Origin of the sequence: Citrobacter arsenatis (assembly GCF_004353845.1) — a bacterium.
Taxonomy (GTDB): Bacteria; Pseudomonadota; Gammaproteobacteria; order Enterobacterales; family Enterobacteriaceae; genus Citrobacter; species Citrobacter arsenatis.
Map to the genome: position 1 here is coordinate 284,054 of NZ_CP037864.1, position 26,042 is coordinate 310,095.

General features: G+C 53.9%; 22 protein-coding genes and 1 riboswitch. Of the genes, 11 read left to right on the top strand and 11 right to left on the bottom strand.

Annotated features, from left to right (window positions below; genetic code table 11):
- Positions 1-121 precede the first annotated feature (121 nt).
- Positions 122-4,150 (top strand): DNA-directed RNA polymerase subunit beta, encoded by a 4,029-nt coding sequence (rpoB, locus tag E1B03_RS02355; RefSeq protein ID WP_003033111.1) that lies wholly within the window; start codon positions 122-124, stop codon positions 4,148-4,150.
- 76 nt (positions 4,151-4,226) lie between these two features.
- Positions 4,227-8,450, top strand: a complete 4,224-nt coding sequence (gene rpoC, locus E1B03_RS02360; RefSeq protein ID WP_016155301.1) for a DNA-directed RNA polymerase subunit beta' — start codon at positions 4,227-4,229, stop codon at positions 8,448-8,450.
- Between the two features lie 220 nt (positions 8,451-8,670).
- Here the strand turns inward: rpoC and E1B03_RS02365 are convergent, their stop codons facing one another.
- Complete coding sequence (locus E1B03_RS02365) at positions 8,671-8,988, bottom strand: PTS lactose/cellobiose transporter subunit IIA (protein WP_006688362.1); 318 nt, start codon at positions 8,986-8,988, stop codon at positions 8,671-8,673.
- A gap of 4 nt (positions 8,989-8,992) precedes the next feature.
- Positions 8,993-9,298: a PTS sugar transporter subunit IIB gene (locus E1B03_RS02370; RefSeq protein WP_103772092.1), complete on the bottom strand. Its 306-nt coding sequence runs from the start codon at positions 9,296-9,298 to the stop codon at positions 8,993-8,995.
- Positions 9,299-10,389: 1,091 nt separating this feature from the next.
- Here E1B03_RS02370 and cspE point away from each other — a divergent pair.
- Entirely contained in the window at positions 10,390-10,602 is a 213-nt protein-coding gene (gene cspE, locus E1B03_RS02375; protein ID WP_016155304.1) for a transcription antiterminator/RNA stability regulator CspE, read from the top strand.
- Positions 10,603-10,721: 119 nt separating this feature from the next.
- Here the strand turns inward: cspE and thiH are convergent, their stop codons facing one another.
- The 7 genes from thiH to rsd all read right to left on the bottom strand — a co-directional run bounded on the left by thiH (position 10,722) and on the right by rsd (position 16,834).
- The gene (gene thiH, locus E1B03_RS02380) at positions 10,722-11,855 is read right to left on the bottom strand and encodes a 2-iminoacetate synthase ThiH (RefSeq protein ID WP_133085627.1); all 1,134 of its coding nucleotides are present in this window, start codon (positions 11,853-11,855) and stop codon (positions 10,722-10,724) included.
- Positions 11,852-12,622 carry a thiazole synthase gene (gene thiG / locus E1B03_RS02385; protein WP_133085628.1) on the bottom strand — a complete coding sequence of 257 codons (771 nt, stop codon included), beginning with the start codon at positions 12,620-12,622 and terminating at the stop codon, positions 11,852-11,854. Before thiG ends, thiH begins: the two co-directional genes overlap by 4 nt.
- A 1-nt stretch (position 12,623) precedes the next feature.
- The gene (gene thiS / locus E1B03_RS02390) at positions 12,624-12,824 is read right to left on the bottom strand and encodes a sulfur carrier protein ThiS (protein ID WP_016155307.1); all 201 of its coding nucleotides are present in this window, start codon (positions 12,822-12,824) and stop codon (positions 12,624-12,626) included.
- Complete coding sequence (locus E1B03_RS02395; protein ID WP_103772095.1) at positions 12,805-13,563, bottom strand: HesA/MoeB/ThiF family protein; 759 nt, start codon at positions 13,561-13,563, stop codon at positions 12,805-12,807. The genes thiS and E1B03_RS02395 overlap by 20 nt, the downstream gene beginning before the upstream one ends.
- Entirely contained in the window at positions 13,556-14,191 is a 636-nt protein-coding gene (gene thiE, locus E1B03_RS02400; RefSeq protein ID WP_133085629.1) for a thiamine phosphate synthase, read from the bottom strand. Before thiE ends, E1B03_RS02395 begins: the two co-directional genes overlap by 8 nt.
- Positions 14,191-16,089, bottom strand: a complete 1,899-nt coding sequence (gene thiC, locus E1B03_RS02405; protein WP_133085630.1) for a phosphomethylpyrimidine synthase ThiC — start codon at positions 16,087-16,089, stop codon at positions 14,191-14,193. Before thiC ends, thiE begins: the two co-directional genes overlap by 1 nt.
- 83 nt (positions 16,090-16,172) lie before the next feature.
- Positions 16,173-16,295, bottom strand: a riboswitch (TPP riboswitch).
- A 50-nt stretch (positions 16,296-16,345) separates the two neighbouring features.
- A complete protein-coding gene (gene rsd / locus E1B03_RS02410) occupies positions 16,346-16,834 on the bottom strand; it encodes a sigma D regulator (RefSeq protein ID WP_103772098.1) in 489 nt (162 codons plus the stop codon).
- A 96-nt stretch (positions 16,835-16,930) separates the two neighbouring features.
- On the opposite strand from rsd, the gene nudC reads away from it, so the two are divergent.
- The 6 genes from nudC to E1B03_RS02440 all read left to right on the top strand — a co-directional run bounded on the left by nudC (position 16,931) and on the right by E1B03_RS02440 (position 21,286).
- A complete protein-coding gene (nudC, locus tag E1B03_RS02415; RefSeq protein WP_103772099.1) occupies positions 16,931-17,704 on the top strand; it encodes an NAD(+) diphosphatase in 774 nt (257 codons plus the stop codon).
- A 50-nt stretch (positions 17,705-17,754) separates the two neighbouring features.
- A complete protein-coding gene (gene hemE / locus E1B03_RS02420) occupies positions 17,755-18,819 on the top strand; it encodes a uroporphyrinogen decarboxylase (protein ID WP_133085631.1) in 1,065 nt (354 codons plus the stop codon).
- Positions 18,819-19,499: a deoxyribonuclease V gene (gene nfi / locus E1B03_RS02425; protein ID WP_133085632.1), complete on the top strand. Its 681-nt coding sequence runs from the start codon at positions 18,819-18,821 to the stop codon at positions 19,497-19,499. Before hemE ends, nfi begins: the two co-directional genes overlap by 1 nt.
- A gap of 33 nt (positions 19,500-19,532) precedes the next feature.
- Positions 19,533-20,123, top strand: a complete 591-nt coding sequence (locus E1B03_RS02430; RefSeq protein WP_003842015.1) for a YjaG family protein — start codon at positions 19,533-19,535, stop codon at positions 20,121-20,123.
- Between the two features lie 186 nt (positions 20,124-20,309).
- Positions 20,310-20,582 (top strand): nucleoid-associated protein HU-alpha, encoded by a 273-nt coding sequence (gene hupA, locus E1B03_RS02435; RefSeq protein WP_001044509.1) that lies wholly within the window; start codon positions 20,310-20,312, stop codon positions 20,580-20,582.
- An 11-nt stretch (positions 20,583-20,593) separates the two neighbouring features.
- Complete coding sequence (locus E1B03_RS02440) at positions 20,594-21,286, top strand: DUF1481 domain-containing protein (protein WP_103772107.1); 693 nt, start codon at positions 20,594-20,596, stop codon at positions 21,284-21,286.
- A gap of 37 nt (positions 21,287-21,323) precedes the next feature.
- Here the strand turns inward: E1B03_RS02440 and zraP are convergent, their stop codons facing one another.
- On the bottom strand, positions 21,324-21,767 hold the full coding sequence (gene zraP / locus E1B03_RS02445) for a zinc resistance sensor/chaperone ZraP (RefSeq protein WP_103772102.1): 444 nt from the start codon (positions 21,765-21,767) through the stop codon (positions 21,324-21,326).
- Positions 21,768-22,030: 263 nt separating this feature from the next.
- Between zraP and zraS the strand changes: the two genes are divergently transcribed.
- Positions 22,031-23,416, top strand: a complete 1,386-nt coding sequence (gene zraS / locus E1B03_RS02450; protein ID WP_133085633.1) for a two-component system sensor histidine kinase ZraS — start codon at positions 22,031-22,033, stop codon at positions 23,414-23,416.
- Between the two features lie 5 nt (positions 23,417-23,421).
- A complete protein-coding gene (zraR, locus tag E1B03_RS02455) occupies positions 23,422-24,747 on the top strand; it encodes a sigma-54-dependent response regulator transcription factor ZraR (protein WP_103772104.1) in 1,326 nt (441 codons plus the stop codon).
- Here zraR and purD read toward each other — a convergent pair.
- The gene (gene purD / locus E1B03_RS02460; protein ID WP_133085634.1) at positions 24,744-26,033 is read right to left on the bottom strand and encodes a phosphoribosylamine--glycine ligase; all 1,290 of its coding nucleotides are present in this window, start codon (positions 26,031-26,033) and stop codon (positions 24,744-24,746) included. The genes zraR and purD overlap by 4 nt on opposite strands.
- Positions 26,034-26,042: the final 9 nt, after the last annotated feature.

The window sequence follows — 26,042 nt, forward strand, 5'->3', positions numbered from 1 at the left end:
AAGCGTGATAGCAACAGGCATTGCGGAAAGTATTCGATTTTCCGGTCAACAAAATAGTGTTGCACAAACTGTCCCTTCGTCGGACAGATGGGTCGACTTGTCAGCGAGCTGAGGAACCCTAATGGTTTACTCCTATACCGAGAAAAAACGTATTCGTAAGGATTTTGGTAAACGTCCACAAGTGTTGGACATACCTTATCTCCTTTCTATCCAGCTTGACTCGTTTCAGAAGTTCATCGAGCAAGATCCTGAAGGGCAGTATGGTCTGGAAGCAGCTTTCCGTTCCGTTTTCCCGATTCAGAGCTACAGCGGTAATTCCGAGCTGCAATACGTCAGCTACCGCCTTGGCGAACCGGTGTTTGACGTTCAGGAATGTCAGATCCGTGGCGTGACCTATTCCGCACCGCTGCGCGTAAAACTGCGTCTGGTGATCTACGAGCGCGAAGCGCCGGAAGGCACCGTAAAAGATATTAAAGAACAAGAAGTCTACATGGGCGAAATTCCGCTCATGACTGACAACGGTACCTTTGTTATCAACGGTACTGAGCGTGTTATCGTTTCTCAGCTGCACCGTAGTCCTGGCGTCTTCTTTGACTCCGACAAAGGTAAAACCCACTCTTCGGGTAAAGTGCTGTATAACGCGCGCATCATCCCTTACCGTGGTTCCTGGCTGGACTTCGAATTCGATCCGAAGGACAACCTGTTCGTACGTATTGACCGTCGCCGCAAACTGCCTGCGACCATTATTCTGCGTGCGCTGAACTACACCACTGAGCAGATCCTTGACCTGTTCTTTGAGAAAGTTGTTTTCGAAATTCGTGACAACAAGCTGCAGATGGAACTGGTGCCGGAACGCCTGCGTGGTGAAACCGCCTCCTTTGACATCGAAGCTAACGGCAAAGTCTACGTCGAAAAAGGCCGTCGCATCACTGCACGCCACATTCGCCAGCTGGAAAAAGACGATATCAAACATATCGAAGTTCCGGTTGAATACATTGCTGGTAAAGTTGCCGCTAAAGACTACGTTGACGAATCTACTGGCGAGCTGATCTGCGCAGCTAACATGGAGCTGAGCCTGGATCTGCTGGCTAAGCTGAGCCAGTCTGGCCACAAACGTATCGAAACGCTGTTCACGAACGATCTGGACCACGGTCCGTACATTTCTGAAACTGTACGCGTCGACCCAACCAACGATCGCCTGAGCGCGCTGGTAGAAATCTACCGCATGATGCGCCCTGGTGAGCCGCCGACCCGTGAAGCAGCTGAAAGCCTGTTTGAGAACCTGTTCTTCTCCGAAGACCGCTATGATCTGTCTGCGGTTGGTCGTATGAAGTTCAACCGTTCTCTGCTGCGCGACGAAATCGAAGGTTCCGGTATCCTGAGCAAAGACGACATCATTGAAGTGATGAAGAAGCTCATCGATATCCGTAACGGTAAAGGCGAAGTCGATGATATCGACCACCTCGGCAACCGTCGTATCCGTTCCGTAGGCGAAATGGCGGAAAACCAGTTCCGCGTTGGCCTGGTACGTGTTGAGCGTGCGGTGAAAGAGCGTCTGTCTCTGGGCGATCTGGATACCCTGATGCCTCAGGATATGATCAACGCCAAGCCGATTTCTGCAGCAGTGAAAGAGTTCTTTGGTTCCAGCCAGCTGTCTCAGTTTATGGACCAGAACAACCCGCTGTCTGAGATTACGCACAAACGTCGTATCTCTGCACTCGGCCCAGGCGGTTTGACCCGTGAACGCGCAGGCTTCGAAGTTCGAGACGTACACCCGACTCACTATGGTCGCGTATGTCCAATCGAAACGCCTGAAGGTCCGAACATCGGTCTGATCAACTCCCTGTCCGTGTATGCACAGACTAACGAATACGGTTTCCTCGAGACGCCGTACCGTAAAGTGACTGACGGTGTTGTAACTGACGAAATTCATTACCTGTCTGCTATCGAAGAAGGCAACTACGTTATCGCTCAGGCGAACTCCAACCTGGATGACGAAGGCCACTTTGTAGAAGATCTGGTTACCTGCCGTAGCAAAGGCGAATCCAGCTTGTTCAGCCGCGACCAGGTTGACTACATGGACGTATCCACCCAGCAGGTGGTATCCGTCGGTGCGTCCCTGATCCCGTTCCTGGAACACGATGACGCCAACCGTGCATTGATGGGTGCGAACATGCAACGTCAGGCGGTTCCGACTCTGCGTGCTGATAAGCCGCTGGTTGGTACCGGTATGGAACGTGCTGTTGCCGTTGACTCCGGTGTTACTGCAGTTGCTAAACGTGGCGGTACTGTTCAGTACGTGGATGCTTCCCGTATCGTTATCAAAGTTAACGAAGACGAGATGTACCCGGGCGAAGCAGGTATCGACATTTATAACCTGACCAAATACACCCGTTCTAACCAGAACACCTGTATCAACCAGATGCCTTGCGTATCTCTGGGCGAGCCGGTTGAACGTGGTGATGTGCTGGCAGACGGTCCGTCCACCGACCTCGGTGAACTGGCGCTGGGTCAGAACATGCGCGTGGCATTCATGCCATGGAATGGTTACAACTTCGAAGACTCCATCCTCGTATCCGAGCGTGTTGTCCAGGAAGACCGTTTCACCACCATCCACATTCAGGAACTGGCATGTGTGTCCCGTGACACCAAGCTGGGGCCGGAAGAGATCACCGCTGACATCCCGAACGTGGGTGAAGCTGCGCTCTCGAAACTGGATGAATCCGGTATCGTTTATATCGGTGCGGAAGTGACCGGTGGCGATATTCTGGTTGGTAAGGTAACGCCGAAAGGTGAAACCCAGCTGACGCCAGAAGAGAAACTGCTGCGTGCGATCTTCGGTGAGAAAGCGTCTGACGTTAAAGACTCTTCTCTGCGCGTGCCAAACGGTGTTTCCGGTACGATTATCGACGTTCAGGTCTTTACTCGCGATGGCGTAGAAAAAGACAAACGTGCGCTGGAAATCGAAGAGATGCAGCTGAAGCAGGCGAAAAAAGACCTGTCTGAAGAACTGCAGATCCTCGAAGCTGGCCTGTTCAGCCGTATCTACGCTGTGCTGGTTTCCGGTGGTGTTGAAGCTGAGAAGCTGGACAAACTGCCTCGCGACCGCTGGTTAGAACTCGGCCTGACCGACGAAGAGAAACAAAATCAGCTGGAACAACTGGCTGAGCAGTACGACGAACTGAAACACGAGTTCGAGAAAAAACTCGAAGCGAAACGCCGTAAAATCACTCAGGGCGACGATCTGGCACCGGGCGTGCTGAAGATTGTTAAGGTTTATCTGGCGGTTAAACGTCGGATCCAGCCTGGTGATAAGATGGCAGGTCGTCACGGTAACAAGGGTGTAATCTCTAAGATCAACCCGATCGAAGATATGCCACACGATGCTAACGGTACGCCGGTAGATATCGTACTGAACCCGCTGGGCGTACCATCGCGTATGAACATCGGTCAGATCCTTGAAACCCACCTGGGTATGGCTGCAAAAGGTATCGGCGATAAGATCAACGCTATGCTGAAACAGCAGCAAGAAGTCGCGAAACTGCGCGAATTCATCCAGCGTGCTTACGATCTGGGTTCAGATGTTCGTCAGAAAGTTGACCTGAATACCTTCAGCGATGAAGAAGTTCTGCGTCTGGCTGAAAACCTGAAAAAAGGTATGCCGATCGCAACGCCGGTATTCGACGGTGCGAAAGAGTCTGAAATCAAGGAACTGTTACAGCTGGGTGGCCTGCCGACTTCCGGTCAGATCACACTGTTCGACGGTCGTACCGGTGAGCAGTTCGAGCGCCAGGTTACCGTTGGCTACATGTACATGCTGAAACTGAACCACCTGGTTGATGACAAGATGCATGCGCGTTCTACCGGTTCTTACAGCCTGGTTACTCAGCAGCCGCTGGGTGGTAAGGCTCAGTTCGGTGGTCAGCGCTTCGGGGAGATGGAAGTGTGGGCGCTTGAAGCATACGGCGCGGCATACACCCTGCAGGAAATGCTCACCGTTAAGTCTGATGACGTGAACGGTCGTACTAAGATGTATAAAAACATCGTGGACGGCAACCATCAGATGGAACCAGGCATGCCGGAATCCTTCAACGTACTGTTGAAAGAGATTCGTTCGCTGGGTATCAACATCGAGCTGGAAGACGAGTAACTCTCGATCAAACAGGTCACTGGTGCTGGCGTAACAGCCAGCGCCAGATTGTGCTAACTCCGACGGGAGCAAATCCGTGAAAGATTTATTAAAGTTTCTGAAAGCGCAGACTAAAACCGAAGAGTTTGATGCGATCAAAATTGCTCTGGCCTCGCCAGACATGATCCGTTCATGGTCTTTCGGTGAAGTTAAGAAGCCGGAAACCATCAACTACCGTACGTTCAAACCTGAACGTGACGGCCTTTTCTGCGCCCGTATCTTTGGGCCGGTAAAAGACTATGAGTGCCTGTGCGGTAAGTACAAGCGCCTGAAACACCGTGGTGTGATCTGTGAGAAGTGCGGCGTTGAAGTGACCCAAACTAAAGTACGCCGTGAGCGTATGGGCCACATCGAGCTGGCGTCTCCGACCGCTCACATTTGGTTCCTGAAATCTCTGCCGTCCCGTATCGGTTTGCTGCTCGATATGCCGCTGCGTGATATCGAACGCGTACTGTACTTCGAATCTTATGTTGTTATCGAAGGCGGTATGACTAACCTGGAACGTCAACAGATCCTGACTGAAGAGCAGTATCTGGACGCGCTGGAAGAGTTCGGTGACGAATTCGACGCGAAGATGGGTGCGGAAGCCATTCAGGCCCTGCTGAAAAGCATGGATCTGGAGCAAGAGTGTGAAACTCTGCGCGAAGAGCTGAACGAAACCAACTCCGAAACCAAGCGTAAGAAGCTGACCAAGCGTATCAAACTGCTGGAAGCCTTCGTACAGTCTGGCAACAAGCCAGAGTGGATGATCCTGACCGTTCTGCCGGTTCTGCCGCCAGATCTGCGTCCGCTGGTTCCGCTGGATGGTGGTCGTTTCGCAACATCGGATCTGAACGATCTGTATCGCCGCGTTATCAACCGTAACAACCGTCTGAAACGTCTGCTGGATCTGGCTGCGCCGGATATCATCGTACGCAACGAAAAACGTATGCTGCAGGAAGCGGTTGACGCCCTGCTGGATAACGGTCGTCGCGGTCGTGCGATCACGGGTTCTAACAAACGTCCTCTGAAATCTTTGGCTGACATGATCAAAGGTAAACAGGGTCGTTTCCGTCAGAACCTGCTCGGTAAGCGTGTTGACTACTCCGGTCGTTCTGTAATCACCGTAGGTCCATACCTGCGTCTGCATCAGTGCGGTCTGCCGAAGAAAATGGCACTGGAGCTGTTCAAACCGTTCATCTACGGCAAACTGGAACTGCGTGGCCTGGCCACCACCATCAAAGCCGCTAAGAAAATGGTTGAGCGTGAAGAAGCTGTCGTTTGGGATATCCTGGACGAAGTTATCCGCGAACACCCGGTACTGCTGAACCGTGCACCAACCCTGCACCGTCTGGGTATCCAGGCATTTGAACCGGTACTGATCGAAGGTAAAGCTATCCAGCTGCACCCGCTGGTTTGTGCGGCATATAACGCCGACTTCGATGGTGACCAGATGGCTGTTCACGTACCGCTGACGCTGGAAGCCCAGCTCGAAGCGCGTGCGCTGATGATGTCTACCAACAACATCCTGTCTCCGGCGAACGGCGAACCTATCATCGTTCCGTCTCAGGACGTTGTATTGGGTCTGTACTACATGACCCGTGACTGTGTTAACGCCAAAGGCGAAGGCATGGTGCTGACTGGCCCGAAAGAAGCTGAGCGTATCTATCGCGCAGGTCTGGCCTCTCTGCATGCGCGCGTTAAAGTGCGTATCACTGAGTATGAAAAAGATGAAAACGGCGAATTCGTTGCGCACACCAGCCTGAAAGACACGACCGTTGGTCGCGCCATTCTGTGGATGATCGTACCGAAAGGTCTGCCTTTCTCCATCGTCAACCAGGCGCTGGGCAAGAAAGCAATCTCCAAAATGCTGAACACCTGTTACCGCATTCTGGGTCTGAAGCCGACCGTTATCTTCGCTGACCAGACAATGTACACCGGCTTTGCTTATGCAGCGCGTTCAGGTGCATCTGTTGGTATTGATGACATGGTCATCCCAGAGAAGAAACACGAGATCATCTCTGAAGCGGAAGCTGAAGTTGCTGAGATCCAGGAGCAGTTCCAGTCTGGTCTGGTAACCGCGGGCGAACGCTATAACAAAGTTATCGATATCTGGGCTGCGGCGAACGATCGTGTATCCAAAGCGATGATGGATAACCTGCAAACCGAAACCGTTATTAACCGTGACGGCGTAGAAGAGCAGCAGGTTTCCTTCAACAGCATCTACATGATGGCCGACTCCGGTGCGCGTGGTTCTGCAGCACAGATTCGTCAGTTGGCCGGTATGCGTGGTCTGATGGCGAAGCCAGACGGCTCCATCATCGAAACGCCAATCACCGCGAACTTCCGTGAAGGTCTGAACGTACTCCAGTACTTCATCTCTACTCACGGTGCGCGTAAAGGTCTGGCGGATACCGCACTGAAAACAGCGAACTCCGGTTATCTGACTCGTCGTCTGGTTGACGTCGCGCAGGATCTGGTAGTAACTGAAGACGATTGCGGCACTCTGGAAGGCATCACCATGACCCCGGTTATCGAGGGTGGTGACGTTAAAGAGCCGCTGCGCGATCGCGTTCTGGGTCGTGTGACTGCTGAAGATGTTCTGAAGCCGGGTACGGCGGACATTCTGGTTCCACGCAACACGTTGCTGCACGAACAGTGGTGTGACCTGCTGGAAGAGAACTCCGTTGACTCCGTCAAGGTTCGTTCCGTTGTATCCTGTGACACCGACTTTGGTGTATGTGCGCACTGCTATGGTCGTGACCTGGCGCGTGGCCACATCATCAACAAAGGTGAAGCAATTGGCGTTATCGCGGCACAGTCCATCGGTGAACCGGGTACACAGCTGACGATGCGTACGTTCCACATCGGTGGTGCGGCATCTCGTGCGGCTGCTGAATCCAGCATCCAGGTGAAAAACAAAGGTAGCATCCGTCTGAGCAACGCGAAGTCGGTTGTTAACTCCAGCGGTAAACTGGTTATCACCTCACGTAACACCGAACTGAAACTGATCGACGAATTCGGCCGTACCAAAGAAAGCTATAAAGTGCCTTACGGCTCCGTTATGGCGAAAGGTGATGGCGAACAGGTTGCTGGCGGCGAAACCGTAGCGAACTGGGATCCGCACACCATGCCGGTTATCACCGAAGTAAGTGGTTTCGTCCGCTTCACTGACATGATCGACGGCCAGACCATTACTCGTCAGACCGACGAACTGACCGGTCTGTCTTCTCTGGTGGTTCTGGATTCCGCAGAGCGTACTGCGGGTGGTAAAGACCTGCGTCCGGCACTGAAAATTGTTGATGCTCAGGGCAACGACGTTCTGATCCCAGGCACCGATATGCCTGCTCAGTACTTCCTGCCGGGTAAAGCGATTGTTCAGCTGGAAGATGGCGTACAGATCAGCTCTGGTGACACCCTGGCGCGTGTTCCGCAGGAATCCGGCGGTACCAAGGACATCACCGGTGGTCTGCCGCGCGTTGCAGACCTGTTCGAAGCACGTCGTCCGAAAGAGCCGGCAATCCTGGCTGAAATCAGCGGCATCATTTCCTTCGGTAAAGAAACCAAAGGTAAACGTCGTCTGGTTATCACCCCGGTAGACGGTAGCGAACCGTATGAAGAGATGATTCCGAAATGGCGTCAGCTCAACGTGTTCGAAGGTGAACGTGTAGAACGTGGTGACGTTGTTTCCGACGGTCCGGAAGCGCCGCACGACATCCTGCGTCTGCGTGGTGTGCATGCTGTAACTCGTTACATTGTTAACGAAGTTCAGGACGTATACCGTCTGCAGGGCGTTAAGATTAACGATAAACACATCGAAGTTATCGTTCGTCAGATGCTGCGTAAAGCCACCATCGAAAGCGCTGGTAGCTCCGACTTCCTGGAAGGCGAGCAGGTTGAATACTCTCGCGTCAAGATTGCCAACCGCGATCTGGAAGCGAACGGCAAAGTGGGTGCAACGTTCTCCCGCGATCTGCTGGGTATCACCAAAGCGTCTCTGGCAACCGAGTCCTTCATCTCTGCAGCATCGTTCCAGGAAACCACGCGTGTCCTGACCGAAGCCGCTGTTGCAGGTAAACGTGATGAACTGCGCGGTCTGAAAGAGAACGTAATCGTGGGTCGTCTGATCCCGGCAGGTACCGGTTACGCGTACCACCAGGATCGTATGCGCCGTCGCGCAGCGGGCGAACTGCCAGCTGCTCCGCAGGTGACTGCTGAAGATGCGTCTGCCAGCCTGGCAGAACTGCTGAACGCAGGCCTGGGCGGTTCTGATAACGATTAATCGTTCATGCTAGTGCGATAAGTTGAAAAGGCCAGTCTTCGGACTGGCCTTTTTTATGGCTGCTTTGTAGGCCGGATAAGGCGAAGCTGCCATCCGGCACTCTTTGGTGATGCGCCTGATGGCGCTACGCTTATCAGGCCTACAGATATTGTTGTTATTTGTATGCCGGATAAGGCGTTCACGCCGCCATCCGGCAAAACTCACGCTATTTTTACATCGGTTAATTCACCGACGGTAACCGCCGATAAAGCTCAATCATATCGCCTGCCAGATCCTGAATCACCATCGCGTTCATCAGATGGTCCTGCGAATGGACGGTGATGAGATTAACCGGTAGCTTGCCGGTACCTTCGTCAATTCCGATTAGCTGGGTCTGGATTTTATGCGCTTGTTTAACGTACTCGCGTGATTCTGTCATCGCTTGTTCTGCGCCGGCGAAATCACCTTTACGCGCCAGTTGCAGCGCCGTCAGGGCCTGACTGCGTGCCGCACCAGCGTTTACCAATAATTCCATGATGATCGTTTCTAACTCTTCCATGCCATCACTCCAGTAGTTTCAGCGCTTTATCCAGTACAGCATCGCCTTTCATCATCCCGTAATCCATCATATCGATAACGGCAACCTTTTTGCCTAGCGGGTCGGCGAGTGCCTGCAGCTTAGCCTGCTCATACTTAACCTGTGGACCGAGCAACACGATGTCCGCGGTGGCGATGTTCTCTTCAAACTCAGCCACCGGGACCGCTTTGATAGTGACATCGACCCCTTTTTTCTGAGCGGCATCTTTCATCCTTTGCACCAGCATGCTGGTGGACATTCCGGCGGCACAGCATAAAACGATGTTTTTCATAAGCAGTCTCGATCAACATGTGTGGGTTGATAATTATCGCGAGCCAGCTGCAGCAACAACTGCTTTGCAACGATTGTGTGCAAGGCATCACAAAGAAAACCACTTTTTCTGAAACCGGTTACAAAAAGAGGAAAAACCCGACGATCTGGGGCGGGGTTGGCAGATGTTGAGTCGCTTATCACTTGCGGGAATATATAATTACTGTCAATAAAAACATGTTATAAAAAACAGTATTGACAGCATTTTTTAAACCCGTATGTTAATACTTAACAGCGGAGAAATTGTAGTTTGCTGTTAACGTAGTAAGTGTTAGTAAAGCTTGATTGGGGTTTGCGATAAAGGCCACGAAGTATTTTTTGTATGGGATAGTCGATGCTGAAAACGCTATTTTTCACTTCGACAATGCTTTCAGGCCACGTAGTTGATTTATCTGATCGCAAAAAGCTAGTAAAACGCGACGATGTAACGCCATGATTTAATAGTGAATGTTTGCGGTTTCTGTTTTTCTGGTTATCGCAAGGGAAATAAGGCAACGCATCAAAGAGTATATGTCGCGAGGGGAAGTGTACTTGTTTAGGTCACCAGCCTTGAGTTCTATTATCAAGCGGGTGGAATATGTTTAACGGTAAATAGAGGAAGGTTTTAGTTAGTATCAATATCCAATATTATCTGTAGTAAACGTGTACATTTTAAAGCAGTACCATCAGCAGTATTAACTCGTTAAGTTTATTAATGTTAAATTTGAAGTGTGTAGTAACTTAAAGCCCTGACTGCAATAGTCGGGGCTTTTGTTCATTGTAGCTCAAGCTGTGGTCCGAGATGCGCTACCGGGATGGTTTAACATTTCACCACTCCGTGAGTATTAAAAAAATTAATGCTTGCGTAATGATTAGAAGTGGGCCTACTATAGCGGCATCGGTTTGGAACACAGACCTTATGTAAGCAGTTTTAGTAAAGCAGTTCTCAGTTCAAGCGTTATCCTCAGATACTCTTCTTCATGAGCCTCCTCCCTAAGTGCCCCATAAGTTAATTTCTGCAAAACAGGCCATCTTCGCTGCATAAGCGGCTCAAAAACATGAAAGGAAGTATCTATGTCTAACAAAATGACTGGTTTAGTAAAATGGTTTAACTCTGAGAAAGGCTTCGGCTTTATCACTCCTCAGGATGGTAGCAAGGATGTGTTTGTGCATTTCTCCGCTATCCAGAGTAACGATTTTAAAACGTTAGACGAAGGTCAAAAGGTGGAGTTCTCCGTGGAGAATGGCGCTAAAGGCCCGTCTGCTGTTAACGTTGTCGCGCTGTAATCGCCGATAATTTCACGAACGCTTACGATAGCGATGAAGGCCAGAGCCTGAGCAGTTAAGTGCCAGTGAAGAAAAAACCCGCGCAAGCGGGTTTTTTTGTTTACGCGATAGCGTTGGACTTAGGGTATCTGCGCAACGCGGCCCAGATAACTGTCCCAGTCTTTCCACACGGGCTGTAATCCCTGCGCCATGAGTGCTTCAGCCACGGCTTCCGGACGACGATCGTCGTGCGGGGCGAACTGTTCCAGTTCGGGGTGGTTATCGGCATAACCGCCAGGCTGGGTTTTTGAGAAGGCGCTGACGTTGTTGATCGCCAGTGGGATCACATGGTCGCGAAACCATGGCGATTCGCGGGTAGAAAGCGACAGCTCAATTTCTGGTGCCAGTAAACGAAATGCGCAAATGGTCTGGACCAACTGCCGCTCATCCATGATCGATGCTGGCTCAACACCTCCGGTACATGGGCGCAGGCGAGGAAAGGAGATGGAGTAGCGGCTCTGCCAGTAATGCTGCTGCATCCACAGCAGATGTTCAGCCACCATATAGCAATCAACCCGCCAACTGTCGGACAAACCAATTAACGCGCCAAGACCGATTTTGTCGATCCCTGCGCGGCCCAGTCGGTCCGGCGTTTCCAGTCGCCAGAAGAAATCCTGCTTTTTCCCCTTCAGATGGTGGCGGGCGTAAATCGCCTCATGATAGCTCTCCTGATACACCATCACGCCATCCAGCCCCAGCGTCTTCAGCTCCGCATATTCAGCCTCTGACAGCGGCTGTACTTCCATCTGTAATGAGGCAAACTGGCGGCGAATAGCGGGAAAATGGCGACGAAAGTAATCCATTCCCACTTTTGCCTGATGCTCACCGGTGACCAACAGCAGATGCTCAAAACCCAGCTCACGGATAGCCGCACACTCCCGTTGTATCTCATCTTCGTCCAGCGTTTTGCGTTTGATACGGTTGCTCATCGAAAAGCCGCAGTAGGTGCAGTCGTTGGCGCAAAGATTAGAAAGATAGAGCGGGACGTAAAAACTAACGGTGTTGCCGAAACGCTGGCGGGTGAGCTTCTGCGCCCGCTGCGCCAGCGGCTCCAGATAATCAGCGGCGGCGGGGGAAAGCAGCGCCATCAAATCATCGCGACTAAGTTGTGAAACGTTGAGGGCGCGCTCCACGTCAGCGGCGGTTTTACCGTTGATGCGCAGGCGGATGTCGTCCCAGTCTAATTGCCGCCAGCGGTCGCTGAACGTTTTCATGCGAAGGCCTCCAGGAATCCGGTTAATGGGCTGGTGGCGTTTGCCTGCGAGCTTTTGCTTCCGGGTACCGCCTGGCGAGCCAGCAAGCCTGCTTCAACCGCCAGACGAAAGGCGGTTGCCATCATCACTGGGCTGTCGGCCACCGCGATTGCCGTGTTGACCAGCACCGCATCGGCGCCCATTTCCAGCGCCTGCGTGGCGTGGCTGGGGACGCCGATGCCTGCATCAACCACCACCGGCACGGTCGCCTGCTGGATAATAATTTCCAGCATCGACTTGGTTTCCAGCCCCTGATTAGAGCCGATAGGCGCGCCGAGCGGCATCACCGCTGCACAGCCAACTTCTTCCAGCCGTTTGCACAGCACCGGATCTGCACCGCAGTAAGGCAATACCACGAAGCCCTGCTTAACCAGTGCTTCTGCGGCTTTTAGCGTTTCGATCGGATCCGGCAATAGCCAGCGAGCATCGGGGTGGATTTCTAATTTCAGCCAGTGGGTGCCCAGCGCTTCACGCGCCAGTTGGGCGGCAAAAATTGCCTCTTCAGCGGTTTTCGCCCCAGATGTGTTGGGCAGTAGCGTAACGCCAGCTGCGATGAGCGGCGCCAGGATAGCGTCGTTGTGCTGGCGCAAATCCACCCGCTTCATTGCCAGCGTCACCAGTTGGCTGCCAGAGGCGCGAATTGCCTCGACCATCAGCTGCGATGAAGCAAATTTTCCGGTGCCGGTGAACAGATGTGAATCAAACGTTTTGTCGGCAATACGTAACATATCAACCCCCTGCAATAACCTGAAAAAGCAGGATCTGGTCGCCTTCCTGCACGATTTGCTGCTCCCACTGCTCGCGCGGCAGGATTTGCTGATTGAGCGCCAGCGCCGCGCCCGGTTTAAGCTGATTAAGCGCAGTGAGCAGCCCGCTGACGGTTTGTCCTTCGGCACACTGCATCGGCTCATCATTGAACTGAATCTGCATGTTGCCCTCCGCATACCGGACAGCCGCTGGCACGTCGCAGCGCGAGGCTGCGCCACTGGCTGGTTTTACCGTCAAACAAGCGTAGCTCTCCGTTGGGCGTCTCAATACCGCTGAGTAATTTAATCGCTTCCAGCGCCTGCAAGGTTCCCATCACGCCGACAACCGGTCCGACGATACCGGCGGTACGGCAGTTGCGTTCAGGCTCTACATCATCCGGCCACAGGCAGCGATAACAGCCTTGTTCCCACGGGGGCATCAGCACCATCAGTTGCCCGCCAAAGCCGACGGCGCTGGCGGTGATGAGCGGGGTATTGAGCGTTACGCAGGCGGCGTTAATTTCCTGGCGCGTGGCCATGTTATCGGTACAGTCGAGCACCACATCGGCACGCGCTACCGCATGCCGGAGCGCATCGCCTTTCAGCCGTTGCTGGAGCGATACCAGTTCGATATCCGGGTTGAGCCGCGTCAGGCGTTGCTGGGCAACCTGCGATTTAGAACGTGCGATATCATCAGTGGAAAAAAGGATCTGGCGCTGCAGGTTGCTCAGATGAATGTCGTCATCGTCTACCAGCGTCAGTTTGCCAATGCCTGCTCCCGCCAGATACAGCGCGGCAGGCGAACCTAACCCACCTAAACCGATAATCAGCACATGGCTATCGAGCAGCTTTTGCTGGCCTTCGATGGCGATATCGCCGAGCAGGATCTGGCGGCTGTAACGCATAAAGTCGCGGTCATTCATCGCCCACTCCCGCGATATCCAGCAGTTGGGCAGTGGCGACCTGCCAGTCAGCCGCCTGAGTTATCGCGCTGACCACGGCAATGCTGCCGACGCCGGTCGCCAGCACCGCCGGGGCGCGTTCAAGGCTGATGCCGCCAATGGCGACGGTCGGGTAATCCGCCAGGCGCGCAATATGGCTTGCCAGCTGTGTCAGGCCCTGCGGAGCGGAAGGCATCTGCTTGGTTTGCGTGGGGAAGACATGACCCAGTGCGATATAAGAAGGCTTAGCGGCGAGCGCGACGTCTATCTCCATATCATCGTGAGTGGAAACACCCAGACGTAGGCCTGCGGCCTGAATCGCTTTCAGGTCAGTGGTTTCCAGATCCTCCTGGCCCAGATGCACGCCGTAAGCGCGGTGCTTAATTGCCAGACGCCAGTAGTCGTTGATGAACAGGCGGGCGTCATAGCGACGCCCCAGGTCAATGGCAGCTATGACGTCGGCTTCGACTTCTTCATCACGCTTATCTTTAATGCGCAGTTGGAGAGTGCGCACGCCTGCCTGCAGCAGATGTTCAATCCACTGTACGCTGTCCACCACCGGGTAAAGCCCGAGGCGGAACGGCACGGTCGGGAAATTAGGCTGGTACATTACGCCTCCTCTTTTTTGAGGTAGATTTCGCCGCCTTTGGCGCGGAAGTTCTCCGACATATCCGCCATGCCCACTTCAATCGTCTGGGCGGCGGCGTAGTCGCGGACCTCCTGGCTGATTTTCATCGAGCAGAATTTCGGCCCGCACATGGAGCAGAAGTGGGCAACCTTACCGGATTCCTGCGGCAGGGTTTCATCGTGGTAGGCGCGGGCGGTAAACGGGTCGAGCGCGAGGTTAAACTGGTCTTCCCAGCGGAATTCGAAGCGCGCTTTCGACATCGCGTTATCGCGGATCTGCGCGCCCGGATGTCCTTTCGCTAAGTCAGCGGCGTGGGCGGCAATCTTGTAGGTAATTAGCCCTTGCTTCACATCTTCTTTGTTCGGCAGGCCGAGGTGCTCTTTCGGTGTGACGTAGCACAGCATCGCGCAGCCAAACCAGCCGATCATTGCTGCACCGATCCCGGAAGTGAAGTGGTCATAGCCTGGCGCGATATCGGTGGTCAACGGCCCTAAGGTGTAGAACGGCGCTTCATGGCAGCTCTCCAACTCTTCGGTCATGTTGCGCTGAATCATATGCATCGGCACGTGGCCCGGGCCTTCAATCATCACCTGCACGTCGTATTCCCAGGCTATTTTGGTCAGCTCGCCAAGCGTATGCAGTTCGGAGAACTGCGCTTCGTCGTTAGCATCCTGAATCGAACCCGGACGCAGGCCGTCACCCAGCGACAAGGAGACGTCGTAGGCGGCGCAGATTTCGCAAATCTCGCGGAAATGTTCGTACAGGAAGTTCTCTTGGTGATGAGAAAGGCACCATTTCGCCATGATTGAACCGCCGCGCGAGACAATACCGGTCAGGCGTTTGGCGGTCATTGGCACGTAGCGCAGCAGCACGCCCGCGTGAATAGTGAAGTAGTCGACGCCCTGTTCGGCCTGCTCCAGCAGCGTGTCGCGGAACGCTTCCCAGGTGAGATCTTCGGCAATCCCGTTAACCTTCTCCAGCGCCTGATAGATCGGTACGGTACCGATCGGCACCGGGCTGTTACGCAGGATCCACTCGCGGGTTTCGTGAATATAGCGGCCGGTGGAGAGGTCCATCACCGTATCCGCGCCCCAGCGCGTCGACCACACCAGTTTTTCCACCTCTTCTTCGATGGAGGAGGTGACCGCCGAGTTACCGATGTTGGCATTCACCTTCACCAGGAAGTTGCGGCCGATGATCATCGGCTCGGATTCTGGGTGGTTGATGTTGGCAGGAATAATCGCGCGACCAGCTGCCACTTCATCACGCACGAATTCTGGCGTGATATTTTCCGGCAGGCGCGCGCCAAAGTTCATGCCCGGATGCTGGTGGCGCAGCACTTCACTGCGAATGCGCTCGCGGCCCATGTTTTCACGGATGGCGATAAATTCCATCTCCGGGGTCACTATCCCCTGGCGGGCGTAGTGCAGTTGGGTGACTCGTTTACCGGCTTTGGCACGCTTTGGCGTCAGCAGGCCGGTGAAACGCAGCTCGTCCAGACCATCATCAGCCAGACGTTCTTTGGTATAAGCGGAACTACGGTCGTCTAATTCTTCGCTATCGTTACGCGCGGCAATCCACGGTTGGCGCAGTTTTGCCAGACCCTGTTGGACGTTAATCGCCACCTCAGGATCGCCATACGGCCCAGAGGTGTCGTACACCGGTACAGCTTCGTTCTCTTCGAACTGCGGATTGTCTTTGCTTCCACCAATCAGCGTCGGGCTGAGCTGAATTTCGCGCATCGGGATGCGGATATCCGGCTGCGAACCAGTGATATAAATGCGTTTTGAGTTTGGAAAGGCGGTCCCTTCCAGGGTATCGATAAAGCGTTGGGCTTGAGCGCGCTGTTCGCGGCGTGATGGTTTAGTAGTGGCAGACATAGCTCATTCCAAATAAAAGTAAGGATATGGCTTGTCAGACGACGGATGAAGCAAGAGAGAAGCTCGCCCGGGGGCGATGCTATTGCAGATTGACTCTTGTTCCCTTCGCAGGTTTTAACCTGATCAGGTTCCGCGGATCCCGAATTAACGGTCTCAGCCTTTTCCACTTATGCTGTTGTGGAAAATAAGCACTCCGACAAGAAGTAACCTCAGTAAAGAGGTAATGAATGTAAACTACGCGTTAATGCCGCAAATCTCAAGCATGACGTTTGATAGTGCTACTCTCGTGCATCGCGTCAAATACCAGCATGATCAGCTTATCTTCCAGCACGAAACGGGCTTCCAGCGCCTCGCCGAGATCCGATAAAACCTGTTGGAATTCAAGGAAGTTATCATGATCAATCGCCGTTTCCAGACTGGTATCATAGTAGTTCATGATCTGTTGCGTATTGGCTTCCAGCAGCGGCCAGATTTTTGTGGCTTTTAAAAGCTGCCCGTTCCCTTCCAATTTATGGAGAATACGTTCATAAATACTGAAGTGTCCGGTGGAGAGGTAATCGACCAGGCTTTGACAAAAATCATCCAGCGCTTTTTCATTGAGTCGCATGTACGATTCTTTGCCAGGCTTAATGCCAACCAGATTGTAGTAAGCCACGAGCAGGTGCTTACGTACATGTAGCCAGCGATCAACCAGTTTATTACTTCCTCCGACGTGCTCCGTCAGGCTTTCCAGCTGGTTTAGCATGATTGACTCCGCAAGATGGTGTTTAGGAACTGCTCACCCGTAAATGTAAAAATAATGTAAACAACATGCCTGTGAAGCAAAGGTTGCGCAAGAGATATGGATCGTATAATTGAAAAATGTGATAGCGGCTGGTGGATTGTCAGTCATGAGCAAAAGTTATGGTTGCCTCATGGCGAACTGCCTTACGGCGATGCAGCCCGTTTTGATCTGACCGGGCAGCGCGCACTTCCAATAGGCGAATGGGAAGGGGAGACGGTCTGGCTGGTGCAGCAGCAGCGTCGACACGATATGGGGTCGGTGCGTCAGGTCATTGACCAGGATGTTGGCCTGTTTCAACTGGCCGGACGCGGCGTACAGCTGGCCGAGTTTTATCGCTCGCATAAATTCTGCGGTTACTGTGGTCATCCCATGCACCCGAGTAAAACGGAATGGGCGATGCTGTGTAGCCACTGTCGCGAACGCTACTACCCGCAAATAGCCCCCTGCATTATCGTCGCCATTCGCCGTGATGACTCTATCCTGCTCGCCCAGCATGTTCGCCATCGTAACGGTGTGCATACCGTGTTGGCCGGTTTTGTCGAAGTGGGAGAGACCCTGGAACAGGCGGTGGCGCGTGAAGTCATGGAAGAGAGCGGCATTAAGGTGAAAAACCTGCGCTACGTCACTTCTCAGCCATGGCCGTTCCCACAGTCTTTGATGACCGCATTTATGGCGGAGTATGATAGCGGCGAAATTGTTATTGACCCGAAAGAACTGCTGGAAGCGAACTGGTATCGCTATGACGACTTACCGCTTTTACCCCCGCCGGGCACCGTCGCGCGTCGATTGATTGAAGACACTGTGGCAATGTGTCGGGCTGAGTACGAGTAAAGAACGAGTGGTGATACACTGATGGACTGACGCAATAAGGAACTGCAAAAATGACCGAACTGAAGAACGATCGTTATCTGCGTGCGCTGCTGCGCCAGCCCGTTGATGTCACTCCGGTATGGATGATGCGCCAGGCAGGCCGCTATCTACCGGAATATAAAGCCACGCGCGCCGAGGCGGGCGATTTTATGGCGCTGTGCAAAAATGCCGAGCTGGCCTGCGAAGTCACGCTGCAGCCGCTGCGTCGCTATAAACTTGATGCGGCGATCCTCTTCTCGGATATCCTGACGATCCCCGATGCGATGGGACTTGGGCTGTATTTTGAAGCCGGAGAAGGCCCACGCTTTACCTCGCCGATCGCCAGCAAAGCTGATGTTGACAAACTGCCGATCCCGGACCCGGAAGATGGGCTGGGTTACGTGATGAACGCGGTGCGCACTATTCGTCGTGAACTGAAAGGCGAAGTCCCGCTGATCGGCTTCTCCGGTAGTCCGTGGACGCTGGCGACCTATATGGTTGAAGGCGGCAGCAGCAAGGCCTTCACCGTGATTAAAAAGATGATGTACGCCGATCCAAAAGCGCTGCATCTGCTGCTTGATAAGCTGGCGAAGAGCGTCACCCTGTACCTGAACGCGCAGATCAAAGCGGGCGCGCAGTCGGTGATGATTTTCGATACCTGGGGCGGCGTGCTGACCGGTCGCGACTATCAGCAGTTCTCCCTGTACTACATGCACAAAATCGTCGATGGCCTGCTGCGTGAGAACGAAGGTCGTCGCGTACCGGTGACACTGTTTACCAAAGGTGGCGGTCAGTGGCTGGAAGCGATGGCGGAAACCGGCTGTGATGCGTTAGGTCTCGACTGGACCACTGACATTGCCGATGCGCGTCGTCGTGTTGGTCATAAAGTGGCGCTTCAGGGCAATATGGATCCGTCCATGCTGTATGCGCCGCCAGCCCGCATTGAAGAAGAGGTCGCGACGATTCTGGCCGGATTCGGTCAGGGTGAAGGTCATGTCTTTAACCTGGGCCACGGCATTCATCAGGACGTACCGCCAGAACATGCGGGCGTCTTTGTCGAGGCGGTACATCACCTGTCTACGCAGTACCACCGCTAATGGATCTCGCGTCGCTGCGCGCGCAGCAGCTTGAACTGGCCTCTTCGGTGATCCGTGAGGATCGCCTGAAGAACGATCCGCCGGATCTGATCGGTGGAGCGGACGTTGGGTTTGAGCAGGGCGGCGAAGTGACGCGAGCCGCGATGGTCTTACTGAAGTATCCCTCGTTGGAACTGGTTGAATACAAGGTGGCGCGAATCGCCACCACCATGCCCTACATTCCTGGCTTTCTCTCCTTTCGCGAAACCCCCGCGCTGATGGCCGCCTGGCAGTTGCTCTCGCACAAGCCCGATCTGCTATTTGTTGACGGCCATGGTATCTCTCATCCGCGCCGTCTGGGTGTGGCCAGCCATTTTGGCCTGCTGGTGGATGTCCCGACGATCGGCGTGGCGAAAAAGCGGCTGTGCGGCAAATTTGATCCGCTTGCCGCCGAACCCGGAGCATTAGCGCCGTTGCTGGATAAAGGCGAACAGCTGGCATGGGTCTGGCGCAGCAAAGCACGTTGTAACCCGCTGTTTATCTCTACGGGTCATCGCGTAAGTATGGATAGCGCGCTGGCATGGGTACAACGCTGTATGAACGGCTATCGTCTGCCGGAACCAACACGCTGGGCAGATGCGGTGGCATCCGCACGCCCGGCTTTTACGCGGCTTGCAGCAAAAATGCCCCATATCGGGTAAACTGCCGCTAATTTCCGTATTTGAGAACTCATCATGTTACAAAATCCGATTCACCTGCGTCTGGAGAAGCTGGAAAGCTGGCAGCACGTCACGTTTATGGCCTGTCTGTGCGAACGTATGTACCCAAACTACGCCATGTTCTGTAAGCAAACTGAATTTGGCGATGGACAGATTTACCGCCGAATTTTGGATCTGATTTGGGAAGCGCTGACGGTTAAAGACGCGAAAATCAATTTCGATAGCCAACTGGAAAAGTTTGAAGAGGCCATTCCTTCTGCGGATGATTACGATCTGTACGGCGTTTACCCGGCGATTGATGCTTGTGTGGCATTAAGCGAACTGATGCATTCGCGTCTTAGTGGTGAAACGCTGGAACATGCCATTGAAGTGAGTAAGGCTTCAATTACGACGGTTGCGATGCTGGAAATGACCCAGGCTGGTCGAGAAATGACCGATGAAGAGCTGAAAGAGAACCCTGCCGTTGAGCAAGAATGGGATATTCAGTGGGAAATTTTCCGACTTTTAGCCGACTGTGAAGAACGCGATATTGAGCTGATAAAAGGGCTTCGTGCAGACCTGCGCGAGGCTGGTGAGAGCAATATTGGTATAAATTTTCAGCAATGACACCATAAAACGTGATTTAACGCCTGATTTGTCGTGCCTGAAGGCTTCCCATCCGCCCCCGGTCTGGTCTACATTTGGGGGGCGAAAAAAAGTGGCTATCGGTGCGTGTATGCAGGAGAGTGCTTTTCTGGCATTTCCGTCGCACTCGATGCTTAGCAAGCGATAAACACATTGTAAGGATAACTTATGAACAAGACTCAACTGATTGATGTAATTGCAGACAAAGCAGAACTGTCTAAAACACAGGCTAAAGCTGCTCTGGAATCCACTCTGGCTGCTATTACTGAGTCTCTGAAAGAAGGCGATGCTGTACAACTGGTTGGTTTCGGTACCTTCAAAGTGAACCACCGTGCTGAGCGCACTGGCCGCAACCCGCAGACCGGTAAAGAAATCAAAATTGCCGCAGCTAACGTACCGGCATTTGTTTCTGGTAAAGCACTGAAAGACGCGGTTAAGTAATTCGCGTGGCAGTGAACAGTTTTATCGAAGGGGCGGTTTCGCCCCTTTTGTCCATCTGGCGTCATTCGCTGTGGCTTTCAGGTGTTCTGTTACTGTCTGCCTGCAGTCGCCATTCTGAGCTTCCTCCCTTCACGGCCAGCGGCTATGTTGGCGATCAGGGGGCGGTACGCATTTGGCGTAAAGATTCCAGCGACGATGTTCACTTGCTCTCGGTATTTAGTCCGTGGCGTAAAGGCGATACCACCACCAGTGAATACCGCTGGCAGGGTGATTCGCTCTCTCTGATAGAACTCAATGTTTACAGTAAACCGTCGGAACATGTCCGTATACGCTTCGATGACCGGGGCGAACTGAGCTTCATGCAGCGTGAGGTCGACGGGCAAAAACAACAGCTTTCCAGCGATCAAATCGCGCTTTACCGCTATCGCGCCGATCAAATCCGCCAGACCAGCGATGCGTTGCGTCAGGGACGGGTGATATTGCGCCAGGGACGCTGGCATGCGAATAACACCGTCACAACCTGTGAAGGTGAGACGCTGAAGCCCGATCTGGAATCATGGGCGATAAACCATATTGAGCGCCGCCAGAGCCATTCATCCGTAGAGGTGAGCGTGGCATGGCTGGAAGCGCCCGAAGGGTCGCAGCTCCTGCTGGTTGCCAACGAAGACTTTTGTCACTGGCAACCGAAAGAGAAAACATTTTAACGCCGGATTAGCGTAGCGCCATCAGGCACTAAGTCCTTTACCAGTGGCCCATCCCCATATGGCCGCCGCCGCGATGGTAACCGCCACCGCCGCATCCACCGTAACCCATTCCTGCTCCGCGAGGTATGCCTGCCTGCGCCATTGCGACATCGCGTTTAACGCGTTGCTCATCAAGGGACTGACTCAATGCCTCCATCTCTTTTGCCACGGCATTAATTTTTGCTGTGTCCGGCGAGCTGGCTGTTAGCAACGCGTTGTACTCATAACGTTTGGAGGTCAACTGTTGGCGTAACGCGCTGGTTTGTGAGTAGTAATCATCATAGATTTTCTGCGCGGTAGCCTGCTGTTCAGTCGTCATTGGCGTACCGCCCCGTTGCTGCATTCCATCACCATATCCCCAGTGATTCTGCGCCAGCGCCGGGGTGGAGGCCAGAGCGATAAGAGAGAGTGCAATCAGCGCCAGTTTGTTGTTCCGTTTCATGGATCGTTCTCCTGTTGGTTAGCTTACATTCCCTGTTGCATCTTCCGTGCCAAAGCGGCAATCCCGGGCCTGCGGGCGTTTTACTCGTCGTCTCTGTAGGGAAGCGAGTAAAAATGACTCGGCAGAATGCGCTAACGGGTCATTTTTACCCGCTACTTGCAGCTGTTTGTGTCTGAGGGCAGGGTTCTCAAGGAGAAAAAATGGCATGATTTCTGCTGTATACCGGCAACGATGAAAGGAACAGGTGGGTAAAGGGAGAGCGTATGCGTCTTTATAAGGACACGGCGGCCAGGTGGGCGAGCCGACTCTTGCTGGCGTCGATCCTGATTTTGGTCGGCTGGTTTTCGATTATGACCATTCGGGACTATGGGCGGGAAAGCGGTGCCGCACGGCAAACGCTACTGGAAAAAGGCAGCGTGCTGATCCGCGCTCTGGAGTCTGGTACGCGCGTAGGCATGGGGATGCGCATGCATCATGCTCAACAGCAGACGCTATTGGAGGAAATGGCCGTACAACCCGGCGTGCTATGGTTTGCCGTCGTTGATGAGCATGGCGTTATTATGACTCACAGCAATTCTGTGATGGTCGGTAAAACGCTTTATTCACCGGATGTCCTGCGACAGCTAAATCCAGGGGAACAAGAAAGCTGGCGAAATATTGACACTCCAGCGGGGGACGGCGAAAAAACGCCAGCCCTGGAAATTTATCGCCAGTTCCAGCCGATGTATGTTCCCGGACGCCATGGCATGGCGCGCTGCGCCAGCAATGACGGAAAGCTTATCACTCCTGCACAAACCATATTTATCGCCTTTGATGCCAGCGATTTGGCTGCGACTCAGGCAAGAGAGTGGCGTAACACGCTTATAGTCCTCTCTGCGCTGGCGGCCGTGCTGCTGGCCACCGTGCTGACGTTCTTCTGGTATCAGCGCTATCAGCGCTCGTACAAAGAGCTGCAGGACGCGATGAAGCGTAAAGAAAAACTGATGGCGCTCGGGCATCTGGCGGCTGGGGTTGCACATGAGATTCGTAACCCGCTGTCATCCATCAAAGGCTTAGCGAAGTATTTTGCCGAACGAACCCCGGCAGGAGGCGAGTCGCACGAATTGGCTCAGGTGATGGCGAAAGAGGCGGATCGTTTAAATCGGGTAGTGAGCGAACTGCTGGAGCTGGTGAAACCTGCGCATCTGGCGTTGCAACAAGTTAATCTTAATGAGGTCATCACACATTCATTACACCTGGTGAGTCAGGATGCGGCAAGCCGTGAAATCCAGCTGCAGTATTCGGCCAGTTCCACGCTACCAGCTATTCAGGCCGATCCCGACCGGCTGACGCAAGTTTTGTTGAATCTGTACCTGAACGCCATTCATGCCATTGGGCGTCAGGGCACGATTACGGTTGAAGCAAGTGAAAGCAGCGTCGATCGCGTTAAAATCGTGGTAACCGATAGCGGGAAAGGGATTGCAGCGGAACAGCTGGAGGCGATTTTTACACCTTATTTCACGACTAAAGCTGACGGAACCGGTCTCGGGCTGGCGGTAGTGCAGAACATAATTGAACAGCATGGCGGTACCATTCAAGTGGCAAGCGTTGAGGGCAAAGGCGCGACCTTTACCCTTTGGCTACCGACCAAAGCGAAACAACAGGATTAACAAGGATGACGCGCGGAACAATCACTATTCTGGTGGTCGATGACGATATCAGCCACTGCACTATTTTACAGGCGCTGCTGCGCGGCTGGGGTTATGAGGTCGCGTTAGCCTATAGCGGGCGAGCGGCGCTGGAACAGGTGCGCGAACGCGTATTCGATCTGGTGCTGTGCGATGTACGCATGGCGGAAATGGACGGCATCGCAACGCTGAAAGAGATCAAAGCGCTGAATCCGGCGATTCCGGTGTTGATTATGACAGCGTTCTCCAGCGTGGAGACCGCCGTTGAGGCGCTAAAAACGGGAGCGTTGGATTACTTAATCAAGCCGCTGGATTTTGACCGTCTGCAGGAGACGCTGGAAAAGGCGCTGGCGCATACGCGTGAAACGGGCGTTGAACTGCCATCGGCGTCGGCTGCGCAGTTTGGCATGATTGGCAGTAGTCCGGCGATGCAGCAGTTGCTCAACGAAATCGCGATGGTAGCCCCCTCTGATGCAACGGTGCTCATTCACGGAGACTCCGGCACGGGGAAAGAGCTGGTGGCCCGGGCGTTACACGCCAGCAGCGCCCGTAGCGATAAGCCGCTGGTGACGCTCAACTGCGCGGCGCTTAATGAATCGCTGCTGGAGTCCGAACTATTTGGCCACGAGAAAGGCGCGTTTACCGGGGCGGATAAACGGCGGGAAGGGCGCTTTGTGGAAGCCGATGGCGGTACGTTATTTCTTGATGAAATTGGCGATATCTCACCGCTGATGCAGGTGCGTCTGCTGCGGGCTATCCAGGAGCGCGAAGTGCAGCGGGTTGGCAGCAACCAGACTATTGCGGTGAATGTCAGGCTGATCGCCGCGACGCATCGCGATCTAGCAGAGGAAGTCAGCGCCGGGCGCTTTCGTCAGGATCTCTACTATCGCCTGAATGTCGTCACCATTGAAATGCCAGCCCTGTGCCAGCGTCGGGAAGATATTCCGCTGCTGGCCGAACATTTTCTCCAGCGCTTTGCTGCACGTAACCGAAAAGCGGTGAAAGGTTTTACTCCGCAGGCGATGGATCTGCTGATCCACTACGACTGGCCGGGTAATATTCGTGAGCTGGAAAATGCGATTGAGCGGTCAGTGGTGTTGTTAACGGGGGAATATATTTCCGAACGTGAGCTGCCGATGGCGATTGCCGCAACGCCGATAAAAACGGAATACAGTGGCGAAATCCAACCGCTGGTGGATGTGGAAAAAGAGGTGATTCTGGCGGCGCTGGAAAAAACGGGTGGCAACAAAACCGAAGCCGCCCGTCAGTTAGGTATTACGCGCAAAACGCTACTGGCAAAGCTCAGCCGTTAGTTTTGCTCACGCTCGATGGCGCGCCAGCCGATGTCGTTACGGCTAAAACTGCCGTTCCAGCGGATGTCGGTCATCAGGGCGTAAGCGCGTTGCTGCGCTTCAGCCACGGTATGACCCAGGGCGGTGGCGCACAGCACGCGACCGCCGCTGGTCAGCACACGGTCGTCGTCAGCGAGTTTGGTGCCAGCGTGGAAGACCTTACCATCCGTTGAAGATTCCAGCGGCAGGCCGTGGATCTCATCGCCGGTGTTGTAGTTGCCCGGATAACCTCCGGCGGCAATGACCACACCCAGCGAAGCGCGCTCGTCCCACTCGGAGGTTTTCTCATCCAGCTTACCGTCGCAGGCGGCCAGGCAAAGATCCACCAGATCCGACTTCATGCGCAGCATGATCGGCTGAGTTTCCGGATCGCCGAAGCGGCAGTTGAACTCGATAACCTTCGGGTTGCCTTGCTTGTCGATCATCAGACCCGCGTACAGGAAACCGGTGTAGGTATTTCCTTCCGCCGCCATGCCTTTTACGGTCGGCCAAATGATCCGTTCCATGGTGCGCTGGTGGACTTCATCGGTCACTACCGGTGCCGGAGAGTAAGCCCCCATGCCGCCGGTGTTCGGGCCGGTATCGCCGTTACCTACGCGTTTATGGTCCTGACTGGTGGCCATCGGCAGCACGTGCTCGCCGTCGACCATCACGATAAAGCTTGCCTCTTCGCCGTCGAGGAACTCTTCGATAACGATACGATGTCCCGCATCGCCAAAAGCGTTACCCGCCAGCATGTCGTGAACGGCGGCTTCGGCTTCTTCCTGCGTCATCGCCACGATAACGCCTTTACCGGCAGCCAGACCGTCAGCTTTGATGACGATCGGCGCGCCTTTCTCACGCAGATAGGCCAGCGCAGGCTCAATCTCGGTGAAATTCTGATATTCCGCGGTCGGGATGTTATGACGCGCGAGGAAGTCTTTGGTGAAGGCTTTGGAGCCTTCCAGTTGTGCAGCACCTTCGGTTGGGCCGAAGATCTTCAGGCCAGCGGCGCGGAATGCATCGACCACGCCAATCACCAGCGGCGCTTCCGGACCGACGATAGTCAGATCAATCTTCTCGTTTTGGGCAAAGCTCAGTAGCGCCGGAATATCGGTTACCGCGATTGCCACGTTTTGCAGCGCGGGTTCCAGCGCGGTGCCTGCGTTACCCGGCGCAACAAAAACGGTATCCACCAGCGGCGACTGCGCCGCTTTCCAGGCCAGCGCGTGCTCGCGCCCGCCGTTGCCAATTACTAATACTTTCATCGTCTGCTC

What these genes read in the sequence shown, in the direction of transcription:
- rpoB (WP_003033111.1), top strand. Translation starts at nt 122, where the DNA reads ATGGTTTACTCCTATACCGAGAAAAAACGTATTCGTAAGGATTTTGGT.
- E1B03_RS02365 (WP_006688362.1), bottom strand. Translation starts at nt 8,988, where the DNA reads ATGGAAGAGTTAGAAACGATCATCATGGAATTATTGGTAAACGCTGGT.
- E1B03_RS02370 (WP_103772092.1), bottom strand. Translation starts at nt 9,298, where the DNA reads ATGAAAAACATCGTTTTATGCTGTGCCGCCGGAATGTCCACCAGCATG.
- cspE (WP_016155304.1), top strand. Translation starts at nt 10,390, where the DNA reads ATGTCTAACAAAATGACTGGTTTAGTAAAATGGTTTAACTCTGAGAAA.
- thiH (WP_133085627.1), bottom strand. Translation starts at nt 11,855, where the DNA reads ATGAAAACGTTCAGCGACCGCTGGCGGCAATTAGACTGGGACGACATC.
- thiG (WP_133085628.1), bottom strand. Translation starts at nt 12,622, where the DNA reads ATGTTACGTATTGCCGACAAAACGTTTGATTCACATCTGTTCACCGGC.
- thiS (WP_016155307.1), bottom strand. Translation starts at nt 12,824, where the DNA reads ATGCAGATTCAGTTCAATGATGAGCCGATGCAGTGTGCCGAAGGACAA.
- E1B03_RS02395 (WP_103772095.1), bottom strand. Translation starts at nt 13,563, where the DNA reads ATGAATGACCGCGACTTTATGCGTTACAGCCGCCAGATCCTGCTCGGC.
- thiE (WP_133085629.1), bottom strand. Translation starts at nt 14,191, where the DNA reads ATGTACCAGCCTAATTTCCCGACCGTGCCGTTCCGCCTCGGGCTTTAC.
- thiC (WP_133085630.1), bottom strand. Translation starts at nt 16,089, where the DNA reads ATGTCTGCCACTACTAAACCATCACGCCGCGAACAGCGCGCTCAAGCC.
- rsd (WP_103772098.1), bottom strand. Translation starts at nt 16,834, where the DNA reads ATGCTAAACCAGCTGGAAAGCCTGACGGAGCACGTCGGAGGAAGTAAT.
- nudC (WP_103772099.1), top strand. Translation starts at nt 16,931, where the DNA reads ATGGATCGTATAATTGAAAAATGTGATAGCGGCTGGTGGATTGTCAGT.
- hemE (WP_133085631.1), top strand. Translation starts at nt 17,755, where the DNA reads ATGACCGAACTGAAGAACGATCGTTATCTGCGTGCGCTGCTGCGCCAG.
- nfi (WP_133085632.1), top strand. Translation starts at nt 18,819, where the DNA reads ATGGATCTCGCGTCGCTGCGCGCGCAGCAGCTTGAACTGGCCTCTTCG.
- E1B03_RS02430 (WP_003842015.1), top strand. Translation starts at nt 19,533, where the DNA reads ATGTTACAAAATCCGATTCACCTGCGTCTGGAGAAGCTGGAAAGCTGG.
- hupA (WP_001044509.1), top strand. Translation starts at nt 20,310, where the DNA reads ATGAACAAGACTCAACTGATTGATGTAATTGCAGACAAAGCAGAACTG.
- zraP (WP_103772102.1), bottom strand. Translation starts at nt 21,767, where the DNA reads ATGAAACGGAACAACAAACTGGCGCTGATTGCACTCTCTCTTATCGCT.
- zraS (WP_133085633.1), top strand. Translation starts at nt 22,031, where the DNA reads ATGCGTCTTTATAAGGACACGGCGGCCAGGTGGGCGAGCCGACTCTTG.
- zraR (WP_103772104.1), top strand. Translation starts at nt 23,422, where the DNA reads ATGACGCGCGGAACAATCACTATTCTGGTGGTCGATGACGATATCAGC.
- purD (WP_133085634.1), bottom strand. Translation starts at nt 26,033, where the DNA reads ATGAAAGTATTAGTAATTGGCAACGGCGGGCGCGAGCACGCGCTGGCC.